Raw genomic sequence first — 16,360 nt, 5'->3', positions numbered from 1 at the left:
TGATTTGAATTGATCCGTTTCATAGTACTTCTCGATACATTTTTCTTTCAGAAAAATACTCGAAGTGACGTTTTTTTATTGTGTCAATGCTTTTCTTGCTTGAGTTTTTAATCTTTTAGTTTACTTCGAAACTTTCGACATTACATATAACATTTCCGTTCCTATTTGTCGGCAACGTTCATCATATTTTTCTTCTTCTTGTGGTGTTCCGTCAAATGCTTTCGGGTCTTCAAATGGTAATGCAATTCTAAAATCTGTTCCTGACACAAAAGGACAACCTTCGTCGGCTTCAGTACATACCATAATTGCCGCAAATTCTTGTGTAGGATTTGGTGCTTCTTCAAAACGTTTTGAAAATGCCTGATATGGTTCTTGATTTGCTTTCCACTGAATGTTGTAGATTGGATTTTTGGCTTGTGCTTCAATGCTCACTTCAAAACCTACTCGTTTTACCGCCGCAATTGCGTTCGGGTGAAATAGTGTTGCTTCTGTTCCTCCGGAAAACGTTTCAATTGTTGGCAATTTGTAATAATCTGCCGCCAAGGCTAACCATAATTGTCCCAAGTGACTTCTTCTGGAGTTGTGCGTACAAATTACGATCAATTTTGGAGTTTTTTGAGCGCTGTATTTTTTTCAATGTACGCAGATAGTGTTTCTAGTTGTGCTTTTCTATCGGAAGAAATTGTGTCAAATTTCTGTGCGAGTGCTGCAATGTTGTGTTGTAATGTTTGAAAAATCATGATGTTATTTTATTCTAAACTAGGTAAACTGTCTTTTACGTATTCGTCATAAAATGGCAATAGTAGTTTTTCATCAGCAAATCTTCCGCCAAGGTCAGATTTATACGGTGTTTTTACCAACAAAGTATTCCATTTTCCTTCAATACAAATATAATATTCGTCAATAGGATTTTCGTCTTCTCCCGAGTATGAAAAACATTCTTCAATAATTTCAACAATACCTTTTCGGGTAGAAGCTTCTATGTCTTGCATGTCTCTAATTTCAACAATGATAAGGAGTTTGTTTCCGTTACGACGTGTAAAATATTTGAAAGCGTCTTTATTTAATTCGTTTTCTTCAGAAACGCCAATGTCCAAACATAGTTTTACGAATTGTGACAACGAGTCTTTTTCGGTTAAATTTGCCGTTAATCGTTTCATATCCTGTTTTAAATAACTGATTCGCAAATCTTTAGATTCTTCATCTTCCAAACTTGAACCTAACCAAAAGGAAAGTCCAACAAAAATGACAATCAGCGCCAAACAACCAATGCCACAACCTTTTAAAGCTTGTTTTTTGCCTTTTGATTTAATATCATCACCATTGTTGTTTCTCGGTGGTTTTGGTGGTGGTTGCGATTGATCTGATCGATTATTATGGTGTTCTCGATTGTCTTTTCCGACACCAATTAAAAAGTCTTCAGCCATGTACTATTTATTTTTTATTAAAAAAATATGCTTCAATACTTAACGTACTAAAGCATATTGTTGCAATCTATAAATTTTTTGTCATTTTTTTATTCGATCAAAGAAACACGCAAGGTATTTACCATTCCTTTGTCGGTAATTGGCATTGCTGCTAGGTTGATAAGCATGTCACCTTTTTTGACAAATTTTTTGTCTTTTGCTATTTGATTTACATCTTCAACAGTATCATCTGTACTTACAAATTTGTCATAAAAGAATGCTTTTACGCCCCAAAGTAAGTTTAATTGTGTCAAAATTCTTTTGTTGGATGTAAATACTAAGATGTGTGAAGCTGGTCGCCACGCAGAAATTTGAAATGCTGTATATCCACTATTGGTTAAGGTACAAATTGCTTTGGCTTCAATTTCGTTAGCCATGTGCGATGCGTGATAGCATACTGATTTTGTAATATAGCGTTTTGTACGAATGTGTGGTGGTTCTTCTGGTACATTAATTAACGGAGAATCTTCTACGCTTTTAATGATTTTTGTCATTTGCTGAATCACTTGTACAGGATATTTCCCTACAGATGTTTCTCCCGATAACATTACGGCATCAGCGCCATCCATTACAGAGTTTGCTACGTCATTTACCTCAGCTCTTGTTGGCGTTAAGCTTGTAATCATTGTTTCCATCATTTGTGTAGCAATAATTACAGGAATTCGAGCTTTTTTGGCGCGCAATACCAATTGTTTTTGAATTAACGGAACTTCTTGGGCAGGAACTTCTACTCCAAGATCACCTCGTGCTACCATTAAACCATCACAATAAGCTACAATTTTATCAATATTTGCGACTGCTTCTGGCTTTTCAATTTTGGCAATAATTGGAATTTTATGTTCTGAGTGTTCATTGATAATGGCTTGTAAATCCATTAAATCCTGACTGTGACGTACGAATGAAAGTGCTATCCAATCTACTTCTTGTCCTATAGCAAAAATAGCATCGTTTACATCTTTTTCCGTTAATGCAGGCAACGAAATATCTGTGTTTGGAAGATTGACTCCTTTTTTAGATTTTAATGGTCCACCTTGAATTACTTTGGCGGTAACTTCTTGTTTTCCATCACTTTCAACAACTTCAAAAATTAATTTTCCATCATCTAAAAGGATACGTTCTCCTGCTTTTACATCTCTTGGGAAGTTTTCATAATTCATGTACACCTTTTTTGATGTCCCTTTAAATTCTTTCCCTGTACAGAATTTTATTTGATCGCCTGGTTCTACAATTACATCTTCAGACATGATTCCGACTCTTAATTTCGGACCTTGTAAATCGGCTAATATTGAAGTATTATAACCATGCTTTTCACTTAAATCTCTAATGATAGCAATACGTTCTTTTACATCTTCATAGTTGGCGTGCGAAAAGTTGATGCGAAATACATCTACTCCTTGCGCTATCATTTCTTTAATGGTTTCTCTTGATCCTGATGCAGGTCCAAGCGTAGCTACTATTTTCGTCTTTTTTCTTTTTGGCATTACTCAAAAATTAAATTGTTCTTAGATTTTAGTTGATTTGGGTTCAATGAATATGCAGTAATTACTTCTGCAATGGCATTTATTTTAGACACGATAATTTTGGAAGATTTTATATAGCTTTCGCTAGATATTTTAATGAAATAATCAACTCTTTTTCGTTCAGGAATCAAGTATTTTGAAACCGTTCGTTTTCCTTGTTGATCTGAAAATAATGAACCAGCACTTGCCGTTTGTTCTACTTCCATTTTACTGGTATTGGCAACCAAATTCCAAGTTACACAGTTTTCTTCATCATTCCATTCGTATATTGAGAAAGAAGCTTCCATATAATTATAGTCTAAATCTTCCCGTTTTCTTGCTAATTTTAGGTTGAGATTGGTATTTAACAGATACGCCAATCGATAATCTTCTGTGGAGCAATGAATTGCTATGAGCGTATAGTTATCTTCTTCAAAATCATCCTCAAAGAGTTTATGAACTGCCATAAATCTTATTTTTAACAAATGTAAATATATGATTTAATGCATACATAAAGGTTAATTTTTGGTAATGTTTCTAAAGATTTCGCAACGAAAACGTTATAGCTGATGCAATCTTTTTTAGAAATCGTAAAATAAGAGAAGATTATTGCGAAAATTGAAGCAAAATCAAGTGATGTACAAGTAATTTTTAGGTAGAAATTTGTTTTTGAAAAGCAAAATAAGCGCGTTTTGAAGCTTTTTCTTCGGCTTTCTTTTTGGAAGTGGCACGTGCTTTTCCAACTACACGATTGTCAATAAAAAGTTTTACGGCAAAGTGTTTTAATTCATCATTTCCTGTATCTTCATATACATCGTATTTGAAGTTTTTCTTTTCTTTTTGACACCATTCTATCAACAAGCTTTTGTAACTGATTACTTTGCCTTCTAATCGTTCAATATCTACATATGGAGAAATTACACGGTAGTGAATAAAGCGTTCACAATATTTATAGCCTTTGTCTAAAAAAATTGCGCCAATTAATGCTTCAAATAAGTTTCCATGTATATTTTCACCAAAGTTATCTTTTGGAATGCGTGATTGTACTAAATCGATCAGTTTTAAATCGCGTCCAAGTTCATTTAAATGCTCGCGACTCACAATTTTAGAACGCATTTTGGTCAAATATCCTTCATTTCCCGAAGGTACTTCCGTAAAAAGATAGGCAGATATAACGCTACTTAACATTGCATCACCCAAAAACTCTAGTCGCTCGTAGTTGACTGAATTTCCCTTCGCATCTTTCTTGTTCATAGAACGATGCGTAAAGGCTTTCTTATAGATTTTCTTTCTTTTGGTTTTGAATCCGAGAATATCTTCAAGTTCAGCAAAAAAAGCCCCATCTTTTTCAGATCGGGATTTTAATATTTTGCGAACAAAGTTCATTGGATTAATCTAACTTTTTAAATAATACACAAGCATTATGACCGCCAAAACCGAAGGTGTTACTCATGGCAACTTTTACATCTCGTTTTTGAGGTTTATTTAACGTTAAATTTAAACTTGGGTCAATATTTTCATCTACTGTAGAATGATTGATGGTTGGCGGAACAATTCCGTGCTCAATGGCAAGAATAGAGGCAATAGCTTCAATTGCTCCAGCGGCTCCCAACAAATGCCCAGTCATGGACTTGGTAGAGTTGATATTTATATTTTTAGCATGCTCACCAAATACTTCTGTAATGGCTTTTAGCTCTGCTACATCTCCTAGTGGAGTTGATGTTCCGTGTGTGTTGATATGATCTACATCTTCTGCTTGCATTCCTGCATTTTGAAGGCAGTTTTTCATTACAGCAATCACGCCAATTCCATCAGGATGTGGTGCTGTCATGTGGTAAGCATCAGATGATAATCCGCCACCAACGACCTCAGCATATATTTTTGCGCCTCTTGCTTTTGCATGCTCGTATTCTTCAAGTACGATAGCACCAGCTCCTTCTCCAAGTACAAATCCATCACGATTTGCATCAAATGGTCTCGAAGCACTTTTTGGATCATCGTTTCGTGTAGACATGGCATGCATGGCGTTAAAACCACCCATTCCTGCAATGGTTACTGCGGCTTCACTTCCACCCGTAACAATTACGTCACAATGTCCTAATCTAATATTGTTTAATGCATCAATCATAGCGTTTGCTGATGATGCACATGCAGATACAGTAGTATAATTTGGTCCCATAAATCCATATTTAATGGAAATATTTCCAGGAGCAATATCTGCGATCATTTTTGGAATAAAGAAAGGGTTAAATTTTGGTGTTCCGTCACCATTGGCATAGTTGATAACTTCTTCTTGAAAAGTTTCCAGTCCACCAATTCCGGCACCCCAAATAACTCCAACTCTTAATTTGTTTATGCTTTCTAGATCAAGTTTTGAGTCTGCGATTGCTTCATCGGAAGCGACCATTGCATACTGCGAAAACTTATCCATTCTTCTAGCTTCTCTGCGGTGAATAAAATCGGTAACTTCAAAATTTTTAACCTCGCAGGCAAATTTTGTTTTAAACTTTTCTGGATCAAAATGTGTAACTGGAGCGGCTCCGCTTTTACCAGCGATCAGTGCGTCCCAATATTCTTCAACTGTATTTCCGATTGGGGTTAATGCTCCCAAACCTGTAACTACAACTCGCTTTAATTCCATCTTTGATAAGTTAGTTTAAAAAATTAAGAAGAAATCCCTTTTAACAAAACATTAGAATGCAAAAATGCATTCTAATGTCTTTTTTAAATATGAAATTTTATTCTTTCCTTACTTTTTTGCTTCTTCAATGTAAGAGATAGCTTGACCTACAGTTGCAATGTTCTCTGCTTGATCATCTGGAATTTGGATATCGAATTCTTTTTCGAATTCCATAATTAATTCCACCGTATCTAGTGAATCTGCTCCTAAGTCGTTAGTGAAGCTTGCTTCCGCAACTACTTCGTTCTCATCCACACCTAATTTGTCTACGATAATCGCTTTTACTCTTGATGCAATGTCTGACATAATCTTATAGTTTTTAAAATTTAATTGTTGGCAAAAATAAAAAACTTTAATTTAAAACAACATTTTGTTCGAAAAATGTGATCTAATTTACTAAATTTTTAGAATAAGTAATTTGCTTTTACCTTCATTTTGTTAATAATTATTCTTTTTTTTGTCGAAACAACAGTCACTTAAATTTCATTCTTTTTATGAAGCGTATTGCAATTTTTGCTTCAGGTTCCGGAACAAATGCTGAAAATATTATTCGATATTTTCAAGAACGAACTCATGCTTCCGTTGTTCAAGTTCTGACTAACAATCAGCATGCCAAAGTTTTAGATCGCGCTAAAAACCACAAAATCAGCGCCTTTAGCTTTAACAGAACTGCTTTGTATCACAGTGATGATGTGCTTAATTTGCTTCAAAGTGCACAAGTTGATCTTATTGTTCTTGCTGGTTTTTTGTGGAAATTTCCAGAACATATTCTCGCGGCTTTCCCCAACAAGGTAATCAACATTCATCCTGCTTTACTCCCAAAATATGGAGGAAAAGGCATGTATGGATCTCATGTGCATACTGCTGTGGTTGCAAATAAAGAAAAAGAAAGTGGCATTACCATACATTTTGTCAATGAAAATTATGATGAAGGCGCCATTATTTTCCAAGCTACAACCAATTTAACAGAAACTGACACGCCTGAAAGCGTTGCCCAAAAGATTCATCAGCTAGAATATAAGCATTTTCCAGAAGTTATTGAGCAAATTTTAACTTCTAATTCTTAATTATGGTAGATGTACATATTTATACAGATGGATCTTCAAGAGGAAATCCAGGGCCAGGCGGCTACGGAATTGTGATGGAGTGGGTTGGAAAACCGTATCATAAAGAGTTTTCTGAAGGCTATCGAAAAACAACCAACAATCGTATGGAATTGTTAGCTGTTATTGTGGCTTTAGAGAAATTAAAGTTCATGCATACGGAAGCCAAAGTGTTTACAGATTCGAAATATGTGGTAGATTCTGTTGAGAAAAAATGGGTTTTTGGTTGGGAGAAAAAAGGCTTTTCAGGGAAAAAGAATGCAGATTTATGGATGCGTTTTTTAAAAATTTACCGAAAACATATTGTACATTTTCAATGGATTAAAGGTCATAACAATCATCCACAGAATGAACGTTGTGATTTTTTAGCCGTAGAAGCATCCAAAAAAGAAAAATTAAAAATTGATACCTTTTACGAAAGTGAAAGCAACAGATTGTTTTAAATAGTATTTTTGGTATCATATTTGTATTTTTGCATGTATAATTCCCTCAAAATCAAACATGAAAATCTACATTGCTATTGTTAGCTTATTATTTTTTACACCACTTTTAGCCCAAGAAGATTGGAAACTAAAGAAGGATAAAGATGATATTAAGATTTACACAAAATCTATAGATTCTAGCAAAATAAAGGCTTATAAAGTTCAAATGACCGTTAAAAGTTCTTTAAATACAGTCAAAGAAATTATTTTAGATGGCGACCAACTTCACAATTGGAATTACAAAGCTATTGATAGCAAGTTACTATCTAAATCTTCTGAAAATAAGCATCTTGTATGGATGGCTTTAGATCTTCCTTGGCCACTACGCAACCGAGATGTTGTCATTTTATTGACAACAAGAAGAATTACCAAAGATGCATTGCGAATTGATATTATGGCAGCTTCTGATGCATATCCAATATTGGATGATTATTTACGAATTACTTATTTTGAAGGATATTGGTTGTTAGAACAAAAAGATGATATGGTAAAAATTACACATCAAATGCATGGCGATCCTAGTGGAAACTTGCCAAGTTGGTTTGTAAATAGTACCATTACACGAGCTCCATATTATAACTTTTTGGCCTTAAAAGAAAAAGTTCAGTAGTTTATAAACACAATACTTTCTTTGAAAAAAAATAACAAATCATACATCTAGCTATGCAAGCTATTTTTCTTGGGAAAATTTTATGTAAGTTTGCAAAAATTTTAATTCGAAAATGAGCAAATTATTAATTGTAGGAACGGTTGCTTTTGATGCTATTGAAACACCATTTGGAAAAACAGATAAAATCTTAGGTGGCGCGGCTACATATATCGGATTGTCTGCTGCTAACTTTAATGTAGATTCTGCTATTGTATCAGTTGTAGGAGAAGATTTTCCACAAGAATATTTAGACATGTTAGCGGCTAGAAATATTGATATTTCTGGAATCGAAGTTGTAAAAGGAGGAAAAACATTCTTTTGGAGTGGAAAATATCACAACGATATGAACTCTAGAGATACATTGGCTACAGAGCTAAACGTATTGGCAGATTTTAATCCTGTTGTTCCTGAAAATTATAAAGATTCTGAAATTGTTATGTTAGGAAATTTACATCCTGGCGTACAAATGAGTGTGATAAATCAAATGGCAGAGAAACCTAAGTTGATTGTATTGGATACGATGAACTTTTGGATGGATTGTGCTTGGGACGATTTATTAGCAGTTATCAAAAAAGTAGATGTCATTACGATTAATGATGAAGAAGCGCGTCAATTATCTGGCGAATATTCTTTGGTAAAAGCTGCACAGAAAATTCACGAAATGGGTCCAGAATATGTAGTTATTAAAAAAGGAGAACACGGAGCATTAATTTTTAATGATGGAAACATCTTTTTTGCACCTGCATTGCCATTGGAAGAAGTTTTTGATCCAACAGGAGCTGGAGATACGTTTGCTGGAGGATTTTCTGGATATTTAGCAAAACATGAAAACATTTCGTTTGAAAGCATGAAAAATGCCATCATTTATGGTTCTAACTTAGCATCTTTCTGTGTAGAGAAATTTGGAACACAACGAATGGAATCGCTCACAAACGAAGAAATAACAGAACGCCTAAAGCAGTTTAAACAACTGACGCAGTTTGAAATAGAAGTAAACTAAAAAAACGCGCTCATAACTGAGCGCTTTTTTTTGTCACAATAAGCAACAACAACACAACACACTACAACAATGAGTGACGCTTTAAAACACGAGTGCGGTATTGCACTTTTAAGACTATTAAAGCCATTAGAATACTATAAAGAAAAATATGGTACTGCATTTTATGGAATCAATAAAATGTATTTGCTAATGGAAAAGCAACACAACAGAGGGCAAGATGGTGCCGGATTGGCTAGCATAAAGCTCGATATGAACCCTGGCGAACGTTACATTAGCAGAGTTCGTTCTAACAAACAACAACCTATTCAAGATATTTTTGCACAAGTAAACCAACGCATTAATGAAATTTTGGAAGAAAAACCAGATTTGAATACTGATGTTTCACGCCAAAAATCAGAATTGCCATACGTTGGTGAGCTGTTTTTAGGACACGTACGTTATGGTACTTTTGGTAAAAACAGCATTGAAAGTGTGCATCCGTTTTTAAGACAAAACAACTGGATGCATCGTAATTTGATTGTCGCTGGAAATTTTAACATGACCAACGTGAATCAGCTTTTTGAAAACCTAATCAAACTTGGGCAACATCCAAAAGAGAAAGCGGATACGATTACTATCATGGAAAAAATTGGTCATTTCTTAGATGATGCGGTTGCCAAATTATACAAAAAACTCAAAGCTGAAGGATACAACAAACAAGAAGCTTCTCCAATTATTGCCGAACGTTTAAACTTGGCTAAAATCTTAAAAAGATCAGCAAAAGATTGGGATGGTGGTTATGCCATGGCAGGATTACTAGGTCATGGAGATTCGTTTGTGTTAAGAGATCCTGCGGGAATTCGTCCTGCATATTACTATAAAGATGATGAAATTGTAGTTGTTGCTTCAGAACGCCCTGTGATTCAAACCGTATTCAATGTAGATTTTGACGATGTACAAGAAATTGATCCAGGAAATGCATTAATCATCAAGAAAAATGGCACAGTACAAACCAAAGAAATTTTAGCACCATTAGAGCGCAAAGCCTGTTCTTTTGAGCGTATTTATTTTTCTCGCGGAAGTGACGCAGAAATCTACAAAGAGCGAAAAATGCTTGGAAAATTATTACTTCCAAAAGTATTGAACGCGATTGATGATGACATAAAAAATACCGTATTTTCGTTTATTCCAAACACCGCAGAAACTTCCTTTTTTGGATTGACAGAAGCTGTAGAAGAATATTTAAACGAGCGTAAAACCAACGAAATCTTAAACGGACAACGTTCCTTATCGGCAGAAAAAGTACGCGAAATTCTTTCTGAAAGACCGCGTGTGGAAAAAATTGCGATTAAAGATGTAAAACTTCGTACGTTTATTACGGAAGATAGCAGTCGTGATGATTTGGTAGCGCACGTATACGACGTTACGTATGGCGTTATAAAACCTGAAGACAACTTGGTTATTATTGATGATAGTATTGTGCGCGGAACGACGCTTAAAAAGAGTATCATTAAAATGATGGATCGTTTGCATCCAAAGAAAATTGTAGTCGTTTCTTCGGCGCCACAAATTCGTTATCCAGATTGTTACGGAATCGACATGGCGCGTATGGAAGACTTAATTGCATTTAGAGCTGCATTGTCATTATTAAAAGAACGTAACGAGTACGATTTAGTAGAAAAAGTATACCACAAATGCAAAGCGCAAGAAAGCTTAAAAGATATCGATGTTCAGAACTTTGTAAAAGAAATTTATGCTCCTTTTACAGATGAAGAAATCTCAGAAAAAATAAGTGAACTTATCAAAACAGATGTAGTAAACGCGGAGGTAAATGTCATTTTTCAAAAAGTAGCCAACCTCAACAAAGCATGCCCAAACAATTTGGGAGATTGGTATTTTACAGGAAATTATCCAACCGATGGAGGAAATCGAGTGGTAAACCGAGCGTTTATTAACTTTTATGAAGGCAACAAAGAGCGCGCGTATTAATTGCTAGCAATCACAAATACTGTTTTTCAATGAGAAAAATAATTTGTGAGTATTGAATTCATAAATAAAAGTTAAAATATACACTTAGTCTAAAAAAGCGGCATTTGGTCTGATTTATTAGTGCTCTTTTAACGAGTCTACTTACATTAGCAGTGCCATAGCATAAGTAGGTTAAGTTCATGGTAAGATTTGGGGCAAAAAAAGGTGGTTTATTCCACCTTTTTTTATTTTTAATCGTTTTGTTTTTTAGACTACTATCGCTCTTAGACTTGTTTCCGCAAAGGCGAGAATCTCTTAGACTGCTTCGCTGTTAGAATCAAGACCGCTTCGCTGTTAGATCGCACTTCGCGCTTTTAGACTGCTTACTCATACGCTATATTTTTTACTCAAAATTTTATATGAAAATATCCTGAATCCTGATTCTAGATTCCTGAGTCAAATACTAGACCGCTTTATTTTTAGATCGCTGTCGCTTTTAGAATCAAGACCGCTTCGCTGTTAGACCGCTCTTCGTGCTTTTAGATTTCTTACTCATACGCTATATTTTTTACTCAAAATTTTATACGAAAATATCCTGAATCCTGATTCTAGATTCCTGAGTCAAATACTAGACCGCTGTCGCTATTAGAAGTAAGACCACTTCGCTGTTAGATCGCACTTCGTGCTTTTAGACTGCTTCGGATGTTTTTTGCTTTGCTTGTTTAAATATCTCTCGCTCTTATGGGAAACGAATCGAGTTCAGTTTGACGTATTTTTCTAGAAAACATCGTGAATCATAAATCCTGACTCTAGATTCTAGATTCTTACCCAAAACCACTTGTGTTGAGCGAAATCAAAGTAAAAAAAAGACGAACATCACTGTCCGTCTTTCATATATTAAAAAGTAAAATATTTACTTCGCTTCTGCATAACGTCTTTCCACTTCATTCCAGTTAATTACATTAAAAAATGCTTTGATATAATCTGGACGTCTATTTTGGTAGTTTAAGTAATATGCGTGTTCCCAAACATCCAATCCTAAAATTGGAGTTCCGCCACAACCAACTTCTGGCATCAACGGATTATCTTGGTTTGGTGTAGAACATACTTCTACTTTTCCTCCTTTGTGTACACAAAGCCAAGCCCATCCTGAACCAAATTGAGTTGCCGCCGCTTTGCTAAATGCATCAATAAATTCATCTTTTGAACCAAATGCAGCTTCAATAGCATCTTTTAATTCGCCTGAAAGATATCCTCTATCTTCTGGATTCATTACTTCCCAAAAAAGGCTGTGATTGTAAAATCCGCCTCCATTATTACGAACTCCTGAATTGCTCATGTCTAAGTTCGTTAAAATATCTTCTATTGATTTTCCTTCTAAGTCGGTTCCTTCAATAGCAGCATTTAATTTATTTGTATATCCGTTATGATGTTTTGAATGGTGGATTTCCATCGTTCTTGCATCAATATTAGGTTCTAAAGCATCGTATGCATATGGTAATTTTGGTAATTCGAAAGCCATTATTATCTTCTTTATTTAATTAAACATTAGTTTTTATACTTACAAATTTAATCATATCAACCGACAAAACGAAACCACAAAAAAAGATTATGATAATATTCACATAATGATAATCTATTCTAAACGTGTAATTTTCACATTTCTAATCACACAAAACACCTATAATAATACTAAATTACTTTCGCTTATCCTTTTATCTAACTTACGTTTCAAAACGTAAAAATACTACACAAAAGCATATACTTTTTTAAAATACTTTTCGTTTCTTTATACAAAGAGTTGAAAATTAACCACTTGAAACTCTAGTAAAATTGTTTAACCAAATTTTTTAAATCATGAAAAAAAAGAATTTAATCAAAAGATTACAGCTAAAGAAAACACAAGTATCAAACTTAGGAAAAGACCAAATTGTCGGTGGATTTAGAAGTTTTAGAGCAAATTGCGAACCTATTGACTTATCAATCGCCGAAACATGTGTTTCAGATTGTGACTTAACAGTAACGTGTACCAATTATACCAACTGTAACAATTACACCTTTGCAAACTGTTCGGTAAACAATTGCGGAACTGGTGGTACTGGAGGAACTGGTGGTACTGGTGGCACAGGAGGAAATTCTGGCGGAATCTCATGCCCGGGTTATGTTTGCTAAAAAATAGCATATTAAAAAATCCAGCTTTTCAAGAAGGCTGGATTTTTGTTTTATGTCCACTTTATATTTTAAACTATCTTTGTGAGAAGCTTAAAAAACCTTTTGTGTCTACACCTTTTATCATTTATAACGCCTCTGCGGGTTCGGGAAAAACCTATACACTCGTTAAAGACTATTTGCGTATTCTTCTAAAATCTGTTCAAAAAGACACGTATAAGCAAATTCTGGCAGTGACTTTTACCAATAAAGCTGTCGCCGAAATGAAAGCTAGAATCATTCAAAATTTAAATCTTTTTGCGTTTGATGAAGCAAGTAAAAATTCGCCGATGTTTGTAGAATTGGCAGAAGATTTAAAGCTGCATCCGGCACAATTACAACAAAAATCGAAAGACGTCTTAAAAAGCATCTTACATAATTATGCTTTTTTTGAAGTGTCTACAATCGATAAATTTACGCACAGTGTCATCAGAACATTTGCGTATGATTTAAAGCTTCCGTTGAATTTTGAAGTGGAATTGGACACAGACGCTTTACTAAATGAAGCCGTAGATCAACTCATTTCAAAAGCTGGAGAAGACAAACTCATTTCGGATGTATTGATTGAATATGCACTAGAAAAAGCCGATGATGATAAAAGTTGGGATATTTCGTTCGACTTGAATAAAATTGCCAAATTACTGTTGAATGAAAACGAAAAACCACATCTGTGGAAGCTAAAAGACAAAATTCTTGAAGATTTTAGCGCATTGAAAACGTTGCTCAAAACAAAAATAAACACGACTTCCGAAGAACTCGCTAAAGCAGGACAAACGGTTTTAGAATTGATTCAAAATGCAGGATTGGAATTTGAAGATTTTCTACGAAAAACCTTGCCAAATCATTTCAAGAAAATTGCTGATAAAGATTTCAATGAAAAAAGCCTGTACGGAAACAAATTGGGCGAAAGTTTAGCAAATGGAAATGTCTATAAAAAAGCATTAGATCCTGCGAAAGCATCCACAATTGATGCTTTATTACCACAATTAAACGAAATATATCTGAGTTGTAAAGAAAACGTGTACGAACTCAGTTTTTTAAAGAATTTCTATAAAAATACAACGCCGCTTTCAGTACTAAACGCCATTCAGCAAGAGCTGGAAACCATAAAAGAAGAACAAAATTTATTATTAATTTCTGAATTTAACACTTTAATCAGTGAAACGATAAAAGATGAACCTGCGCCATTTATTTATGAGCGTTTGGGCGAAAAATACAAACACTATTTTATTGACGAATTTCAAGATACGTCTGAAATGCAATGGGAAAACCTAATTCCGTTAATTTCAAACAAACTCCAAACGCAAACCGCCGAAGGAAAAGGCGGAACGCTTACCATTGTTGGCGATGCAAAACAATCTATATATCGCTGGCGTGGCGGAAAAGCAGAACAATTTATCAAGCTGTCTCATGGAGAAAATCCTTTTTTCGTTCAAGATAAAAAGATTGAATTGCCAAGAAATTATCGCAGTTACGACGAAATTATCAACTTTAACAATGGTTTCTTTCCGCACATTTCACAGTTTTTTCATCAAGAGAATTACATAGATATCTATAAAAATGGAAGTTTTCAAGAAACCAACCATAAAAAAGGTGGTTTTCTGTCATTTGAGTTTGTAGAAGCAAAAACAGTAGAAGAAGAATTTGAGATTATTCCTGAAAAAGTAATCGAAAAAATTGAAGAAACCCTTCAAAAAGGATTTAAATACAAAGACATTTGCGTACTAACACGCCGAAAAAGCGAAGGAATTGCCATTGCTGATCTGTTGTCATCAAAGGAAATTCCGATAATTTCTTCAGAAACGTTACTCATCAAACGTTCGCGAGCTGTACAATTTATCAATGATATTCTTCGGTTGGCAATTCAACCAAAAAACAACGAAGTCAAACTGCATTTGTTAAACTATTTGGCAACAGAAAAACTCGTGATTTCAAATACGCACGATTTTTTGAAAACACACGTAAAGCAAGATCCAGAAGTATTATTTGACGCTTTAGACTTTGATTTTGACTTTACTTATTTCTTGCAATTATCATTATACGAAGCGGTAGAATATTGCGTGCGTGCATTCCATTTAACCGACAAATCAGACGCATATGTACAATTTTTTCTAGATTTTGTATTGGAATACACGCAAAAAAAACAACTCGGTTTTGCAGGTTTTCTAGAACATTGGGAAAAGAAAAAGAATCACTTAAGTATCATAGCATCAGGCTCGGAAAATGCGGTGCAAATTATGACGATTCACAAATCGAAAGGTTTGGAATTCCCTGTTGTGATTTTTCCATTTGCAAACACTGATATTTACAAAGAAATTGAGCCTAAACTCTGGTATCCAATCAATGCAGAAGATTTTAATGGTTTTGAAGAAGCGTATTTAAATTTAAACAGTTCCATTCAGGAATATGGCGAATTGGGTGAAACGCTGTATCAAGAACGTCAATCGCAGTTAGAATTAGATAATTTCAACATCCTCTATGTAGCGTTTACGCGTCCTGTACAGCAATTGCATGTGATTACCAAAAAAGATGTAGATCGCAATGGAAACGAACGACTGCAAACATTTTCAGGATTATTCATCAATTACTTAAAACAATTGGAACGCTGGGATAATGAAATTTCCTCTTATACTTTTGGGGAATCTGAGAACAATCTCGCGGAAGCGGACAACTCCGAAGGAATTCACACCATCAAACAAGAAAAATTTATAAGCACAGCCAAAGAAGATCACAACTTGCATTTAATGACCCAACAAGGTTTGTTGTGGGACACGTCGCAGGAAGAAGCCATTGAAAAAGGAAACCTAATTCACGATGTATTGGCGCAAATAAAATATCCTTCTGATATAGATTTTGTGTTGGACGAATACATTAGCAAAGGAATCATTGACGAGCAACAACGTGAAAAGCTTGCAGAAAGCATCAATCGTGTGGTAAATCATACTGAAATTGCGCCATATTTTCATCAAGATAACACAGTATACAACGAAAAAGATATCATTTCAAGCAATGGAACAATATTGCGCCCTGATAGAATTGTGGTCAATCCGAACAACGAAACCATCATTATTGACTACAAAACAGGAAAACACGATCCATTTTACGTAGAAAAAATATATGAATATGCCGATACATTAATTGAAATGGATTTTGTGGTAACGAAAAAAATCTTGCTGTACATCAACGAAGAAATTGTTGTAAAATATATATAATACGAGGTATTATTTTGAATTAATTCTAAAAAATAAGTCGAAAAAGTAGTTTTTATTGCAGTAAATTCAATTTATAAATGGTATAACTCAAAAATCGTAACTATTTTTGTCTAA

General features: G+C 34.5%; 16 protein-coding genes. 7 read left to right on the top strand and 9 right to left on the bottom strand.

Translation table 11 applies throughout. The features are described from left to right. Window positions 1–120: 120 nt before the first annotated feature. From KAOT1_RS16260 to KAOT1_RS16230, 8 genes are all read right to left on the bottom strand, one after another. Window positions 121–603: a low molecular weight phosphatase family protein gene (locus KAOT1_RS16260; RefSeq protein WP_007095956.1), complete on the bottom strand. Its 483-nt coding sequence runs from the start codon at window positions 601–603 to the stop codon at window positions 121–123. Next, window positions 600–740, bottom strand: a complete 141-nt coding sequence (locus KAOT1_RS23450) for a hypothetical protein (RefSeq protein WP_007095955.1) — start codon at window positions 738–740, stop codon at window positions 600–602. Before KAOT1_RS23450 ends, KAOT1_RS16260 begins: the two co-directional genes overlap by 4 nt. Window positions 741–749: 9 nt before the next feature. Further along, complete coding sequence (locus tag KAOT1_RS16255) at window positions 750–1,427, bottom strand: hypothetical protein (RefSeq protein ID WP_007095954.1); 678 nt, start codon at window positions 1,425–1,427, stop codon at window positions 750–752. An 89-nt stretch (window positions 1,428–1,516) separates the two neighbouring features. Further along, window positions 1,517–2,947 carry a pyruvate kinase gene (gene pyk / locus KAOT1_RS16250; protein WP_007095953.1) on the bottom strand — a complete coding sequence of 477 codons (1,431 nt, stop codon included), beginning with the start codon at window positions 2,945–2,947 and terminating at the stop codon, window positions 1,517–1,519. Continuing rightward, window positions 2,947–3,432, bottom strand: coding sequence for an IPExxxVDY family protein (locus KAOT1_RS16245; RefSeq protein ID WP_007095952.1), 486 nt, complete (start codon window positions 3,430–3,432; stop codon window positions 2,947–2,949). The genes pyk and KAOT1_RS16245 overlap by 1 nt, the downstream gene beginning before the upstream one ends. Before the next feature lie 184 nt (window positions 3,433–3,616). Further along, on the bottom strand, window positions 3,617–4,351 hold the full coding sequence (rnc, locus tag KAOT1_RS16240) for a ribonuclease III (RefSeq protein WP_007095951.1): 735 nt from the start codon (window positions 4,349–4,351) through the stop codon (window positions 3,617–3,619). 4 nt (window positions 4,352–4,355) lie between these two features. Further along, the gene (gene fabF, locus KAOT1_RS16235; protein ID WP_007095950.1) at window positions 4,356–5,606 is read right to left on the bottom strand and encodes a beta-ketoacyl-ACP synthase II; all 1,251 of its coding nucleotides are present in this window, start codon (window positions 5,604–5,606) and stop codon (window positions 4,356–4,358) included. Window positions 5,607–5,714: 108 nt separating this feature from the next. Further along, window positions 5,715–5,951 (bottom strand): acyl carrier protein, encoded by a 237-nt coding sequence (locus tag KAOT1_RS16230; protein WP_002988156.1) that lies wholly within the window; start codon window positions 5,949–5,951, stop codon window positions 5,715–5,717. A 188-nt stretch (window positions 5,952–6,139) separates the two neighbouring features. Between KAOT1_RS16230 and purN the strand changes: the two genes are divergently transcribed. From purN to KAOT1_RS16205, 5 genes are all read left to right on the top strand, one after another. Next, complete coding sequence (purN, locus tag KAOT1_RS16225) at window positions 6,140–6,712, top strand: phosphoribosylglycinamide formyltransferase (RefSeq protein WP_007095949.1); 573 nt, start codon at window positions 6,140–6,142, stop codon at window positions 6,710–6,712. 2 nt (window positions 6,713–6,714) lie between these two features. After that, the gene (gene rnhA / locus KAOT1_RS16220; RefSeq protein WP_007095948.1) at window positions 6,715–7,191 is read left to right on the top strand and encodes a ribonuclease HI; all 477 of its coding nucleotides are present in this window, start codon (window positions 6,715–6,717) and stop codon (window positions 7,189–7,191) included. Window positions 7,192–7,249: 58 nt separating this feature from the next. After that, the gene (locus tag KAOT1_RS16215) at window positions 7,250–7,840 is read left to right on the top strand and encodes an START domain-containing protein (protein WP_007095947.1); all 591 of its coding nucleotides are present in this window, start codon (window positions 7,250–7,252) and stop codon (window positions 7,838–7,840) included. Window positions 7,841–7,952: 112 nt separating this feature from the next. After that, window positions 7,953–8,879: a PfkB family carbohydrate kinase gene (locus tag KAOT1_RS16210; protein ID WP_007095946.1), complete on the top strand. Its 927-nt coding sequence runs from the start codon at window positions 7,953–7,955 to the stop codon at window positions 8,877–8,879. Window positions 8,880–8,948: 69 nt separating this feature from the next. After that, entirely contained in the window at window positions 8,949–10,847 is a 1,899-nt protein-coding gene (locus KAOT1_RS16205) for an amidophosphoribosyltransferase (protein WP_007095945.1), read from the top strand. Window positions 10,848–11,739: 892 nt separating this feature from the next. On the opposite strand, the gene KAOT1_RS16200 is transcribed toward KAOT1_RS16205, so the two are convergent. Beyond that, window positions 11,740–12,348 (bottom strand): superoxide dismutase, encoded by a 609-nt coding sequence (locus KAOT1_RS16200; protein WP_007095944.1) that lies wholly within the window; start codon window positions 12,346–12,348, stop codon window positions 11,740–11,742. A 335-nt stretch (window positions 12,349–12,683) separates the two neighbouring features. Between KAOT1_RS16200 and KAOT1_RS16195 the strand changes: the two genes are divergently transcribed. Continuing rightward, a complete protein-coding gene (locus KAOT1_RS16195) occupies window positions 12,684–12,998 on the top strand; it encodes a hypothetical protein (RefSeq protein WP_007095943.1) in 315 nt (104 codons plus the stop codon). 104 nt (window positions 12,999–13,102) lie between these two features. After that, window positions 13,103–16,246 carry a UvrD-helicase domain-containing protein gene (locus KAOT1_RS16190; RefSeq protein WP_040560130.1) on the top strand — a complete coding sequence of 1,048 codons (3,144 nt, stop codon included), beginning with the start codon at window positions 13,103–13,105 and terminating at the stop codon, window positions 16,244–16,246. The last annotated feature ends 114 nt before the right edge of the window (window positions 16,247–16,360 follow it).

The sequence above is a fragment of the Kordia algicida OT-1 genome (assembly GCF_000154725.1).
In the GTDB taxonomy this organism is placed as follows: Bacteria; Bacteroidota; Bacteroidia; order Flavobacteriales; family Flavobacteriaceae; genus Kordia; species Kordia algicida.
The sequence above is the reverse complement of the archived record's forward strand: the minus strand, read 5'-3'. Positions and strand labels throughout refer to the sequence as shown.

Excerpts from the sequence above, each read along its gene's own strand:
- KAOT1_RS23450 (WP_007095955.1), bottom strand. The coding sequence starts at position 740 with ATGATTTTTCAAACATTACAACACAACATTGCAGCACTCGCACAGAAA.
- KAOT1_RS16255 (WP_007095954.1), bottom strand. The coding sequence starts at position 1,427 with ATGGCTGAAGACTTTTTAATTGGTGTCGGAAAAGACAATCGAGAACAC.
- pyk (WP_007095953.1), bottom strand. The coding sequence starts at position 2,947 with ATGCCAAAAAGAAAAAAGACGAAAATAGTAGCTACGCTTGGACCTGCA.
- KAOT1_RS16245 (WP_007095952.1), bottom strand. The coding sequence starts at position 3,432 with ATGGCAGTTCATAAACTCTTTGAGGATGATTTTGAAGAAGATAACTAT.
- rnc (WP_007095951.1), bottom strand. The coding sequence starts at position 4,351 with ATGAACTTTGTTCGCAAAATATTAAAATCCCGATCTGAAAAAGATGGG.
- fabF (WP_007095950.1), bottom strand. The coding sequence starts at position 5,606 with ATGGAATTAAAGCGAGTTGTAGTTACAGGTTTGGGAGCATTAACCCCA.
- KAOT1_RS16230 (WP_002988156.1), bottom strand. The coding sequence starts at position 5,951 with ATGTCAGACATTGCATCAAGAGTAAAAGCGATTATCGTAGACAAATTA.
- purN (WP_007095949.1), top strand. The coding sequence starts at position 6,140 with ATGAAGCGTATTGCAATTTTTGCTTCAGGTTCCGGAACAAATGCTGAA.
- rnhA (WP_007095948.1), top strand. The coding sequence starts at position 6,715 with ATGGTAGATGTACATATTTATACAGATGGATCTTCAAGAGGAAATCCA.
- KAOT1_RS16215 (WP_007095947.1), top strand. The coding sequence starts at position 7,250 with ATGAAAATCTACATTGCTATTGTTAGCTTATTATTTTTTACACCACTT.
- KAOT1_RS16210 (WP_007095946.1), top strand. The coding sequence starts at position 7,953 with ATGAGCAAATTATTAATTGTAGGAACGGTTGCTTTTGATGCTATTGAA.
- KAOT1_RS16205 (WP_007095945.1), top strand. The coding sequence starts at position 8,949 with ATGAGTGACGCTTTAAAACACGAGTGCGGTATTGCACTTTTAAGACTA.
- KAOT1_RS16200 (WP_007095944.1), bottom strand. The coding sequence starts at position 12,348 with ATGGCTTTCGAATTACCAAAATTACCATATGCATACGATGCTTTAGAA.
- KAOT1_RS16195 (WP_007095943.1), top strand. The coding sequence starts at position 12,684 with ATGAAAAAAAAGAATTTAATCAAAAGATTACAGCTAAAGAAAACACAA.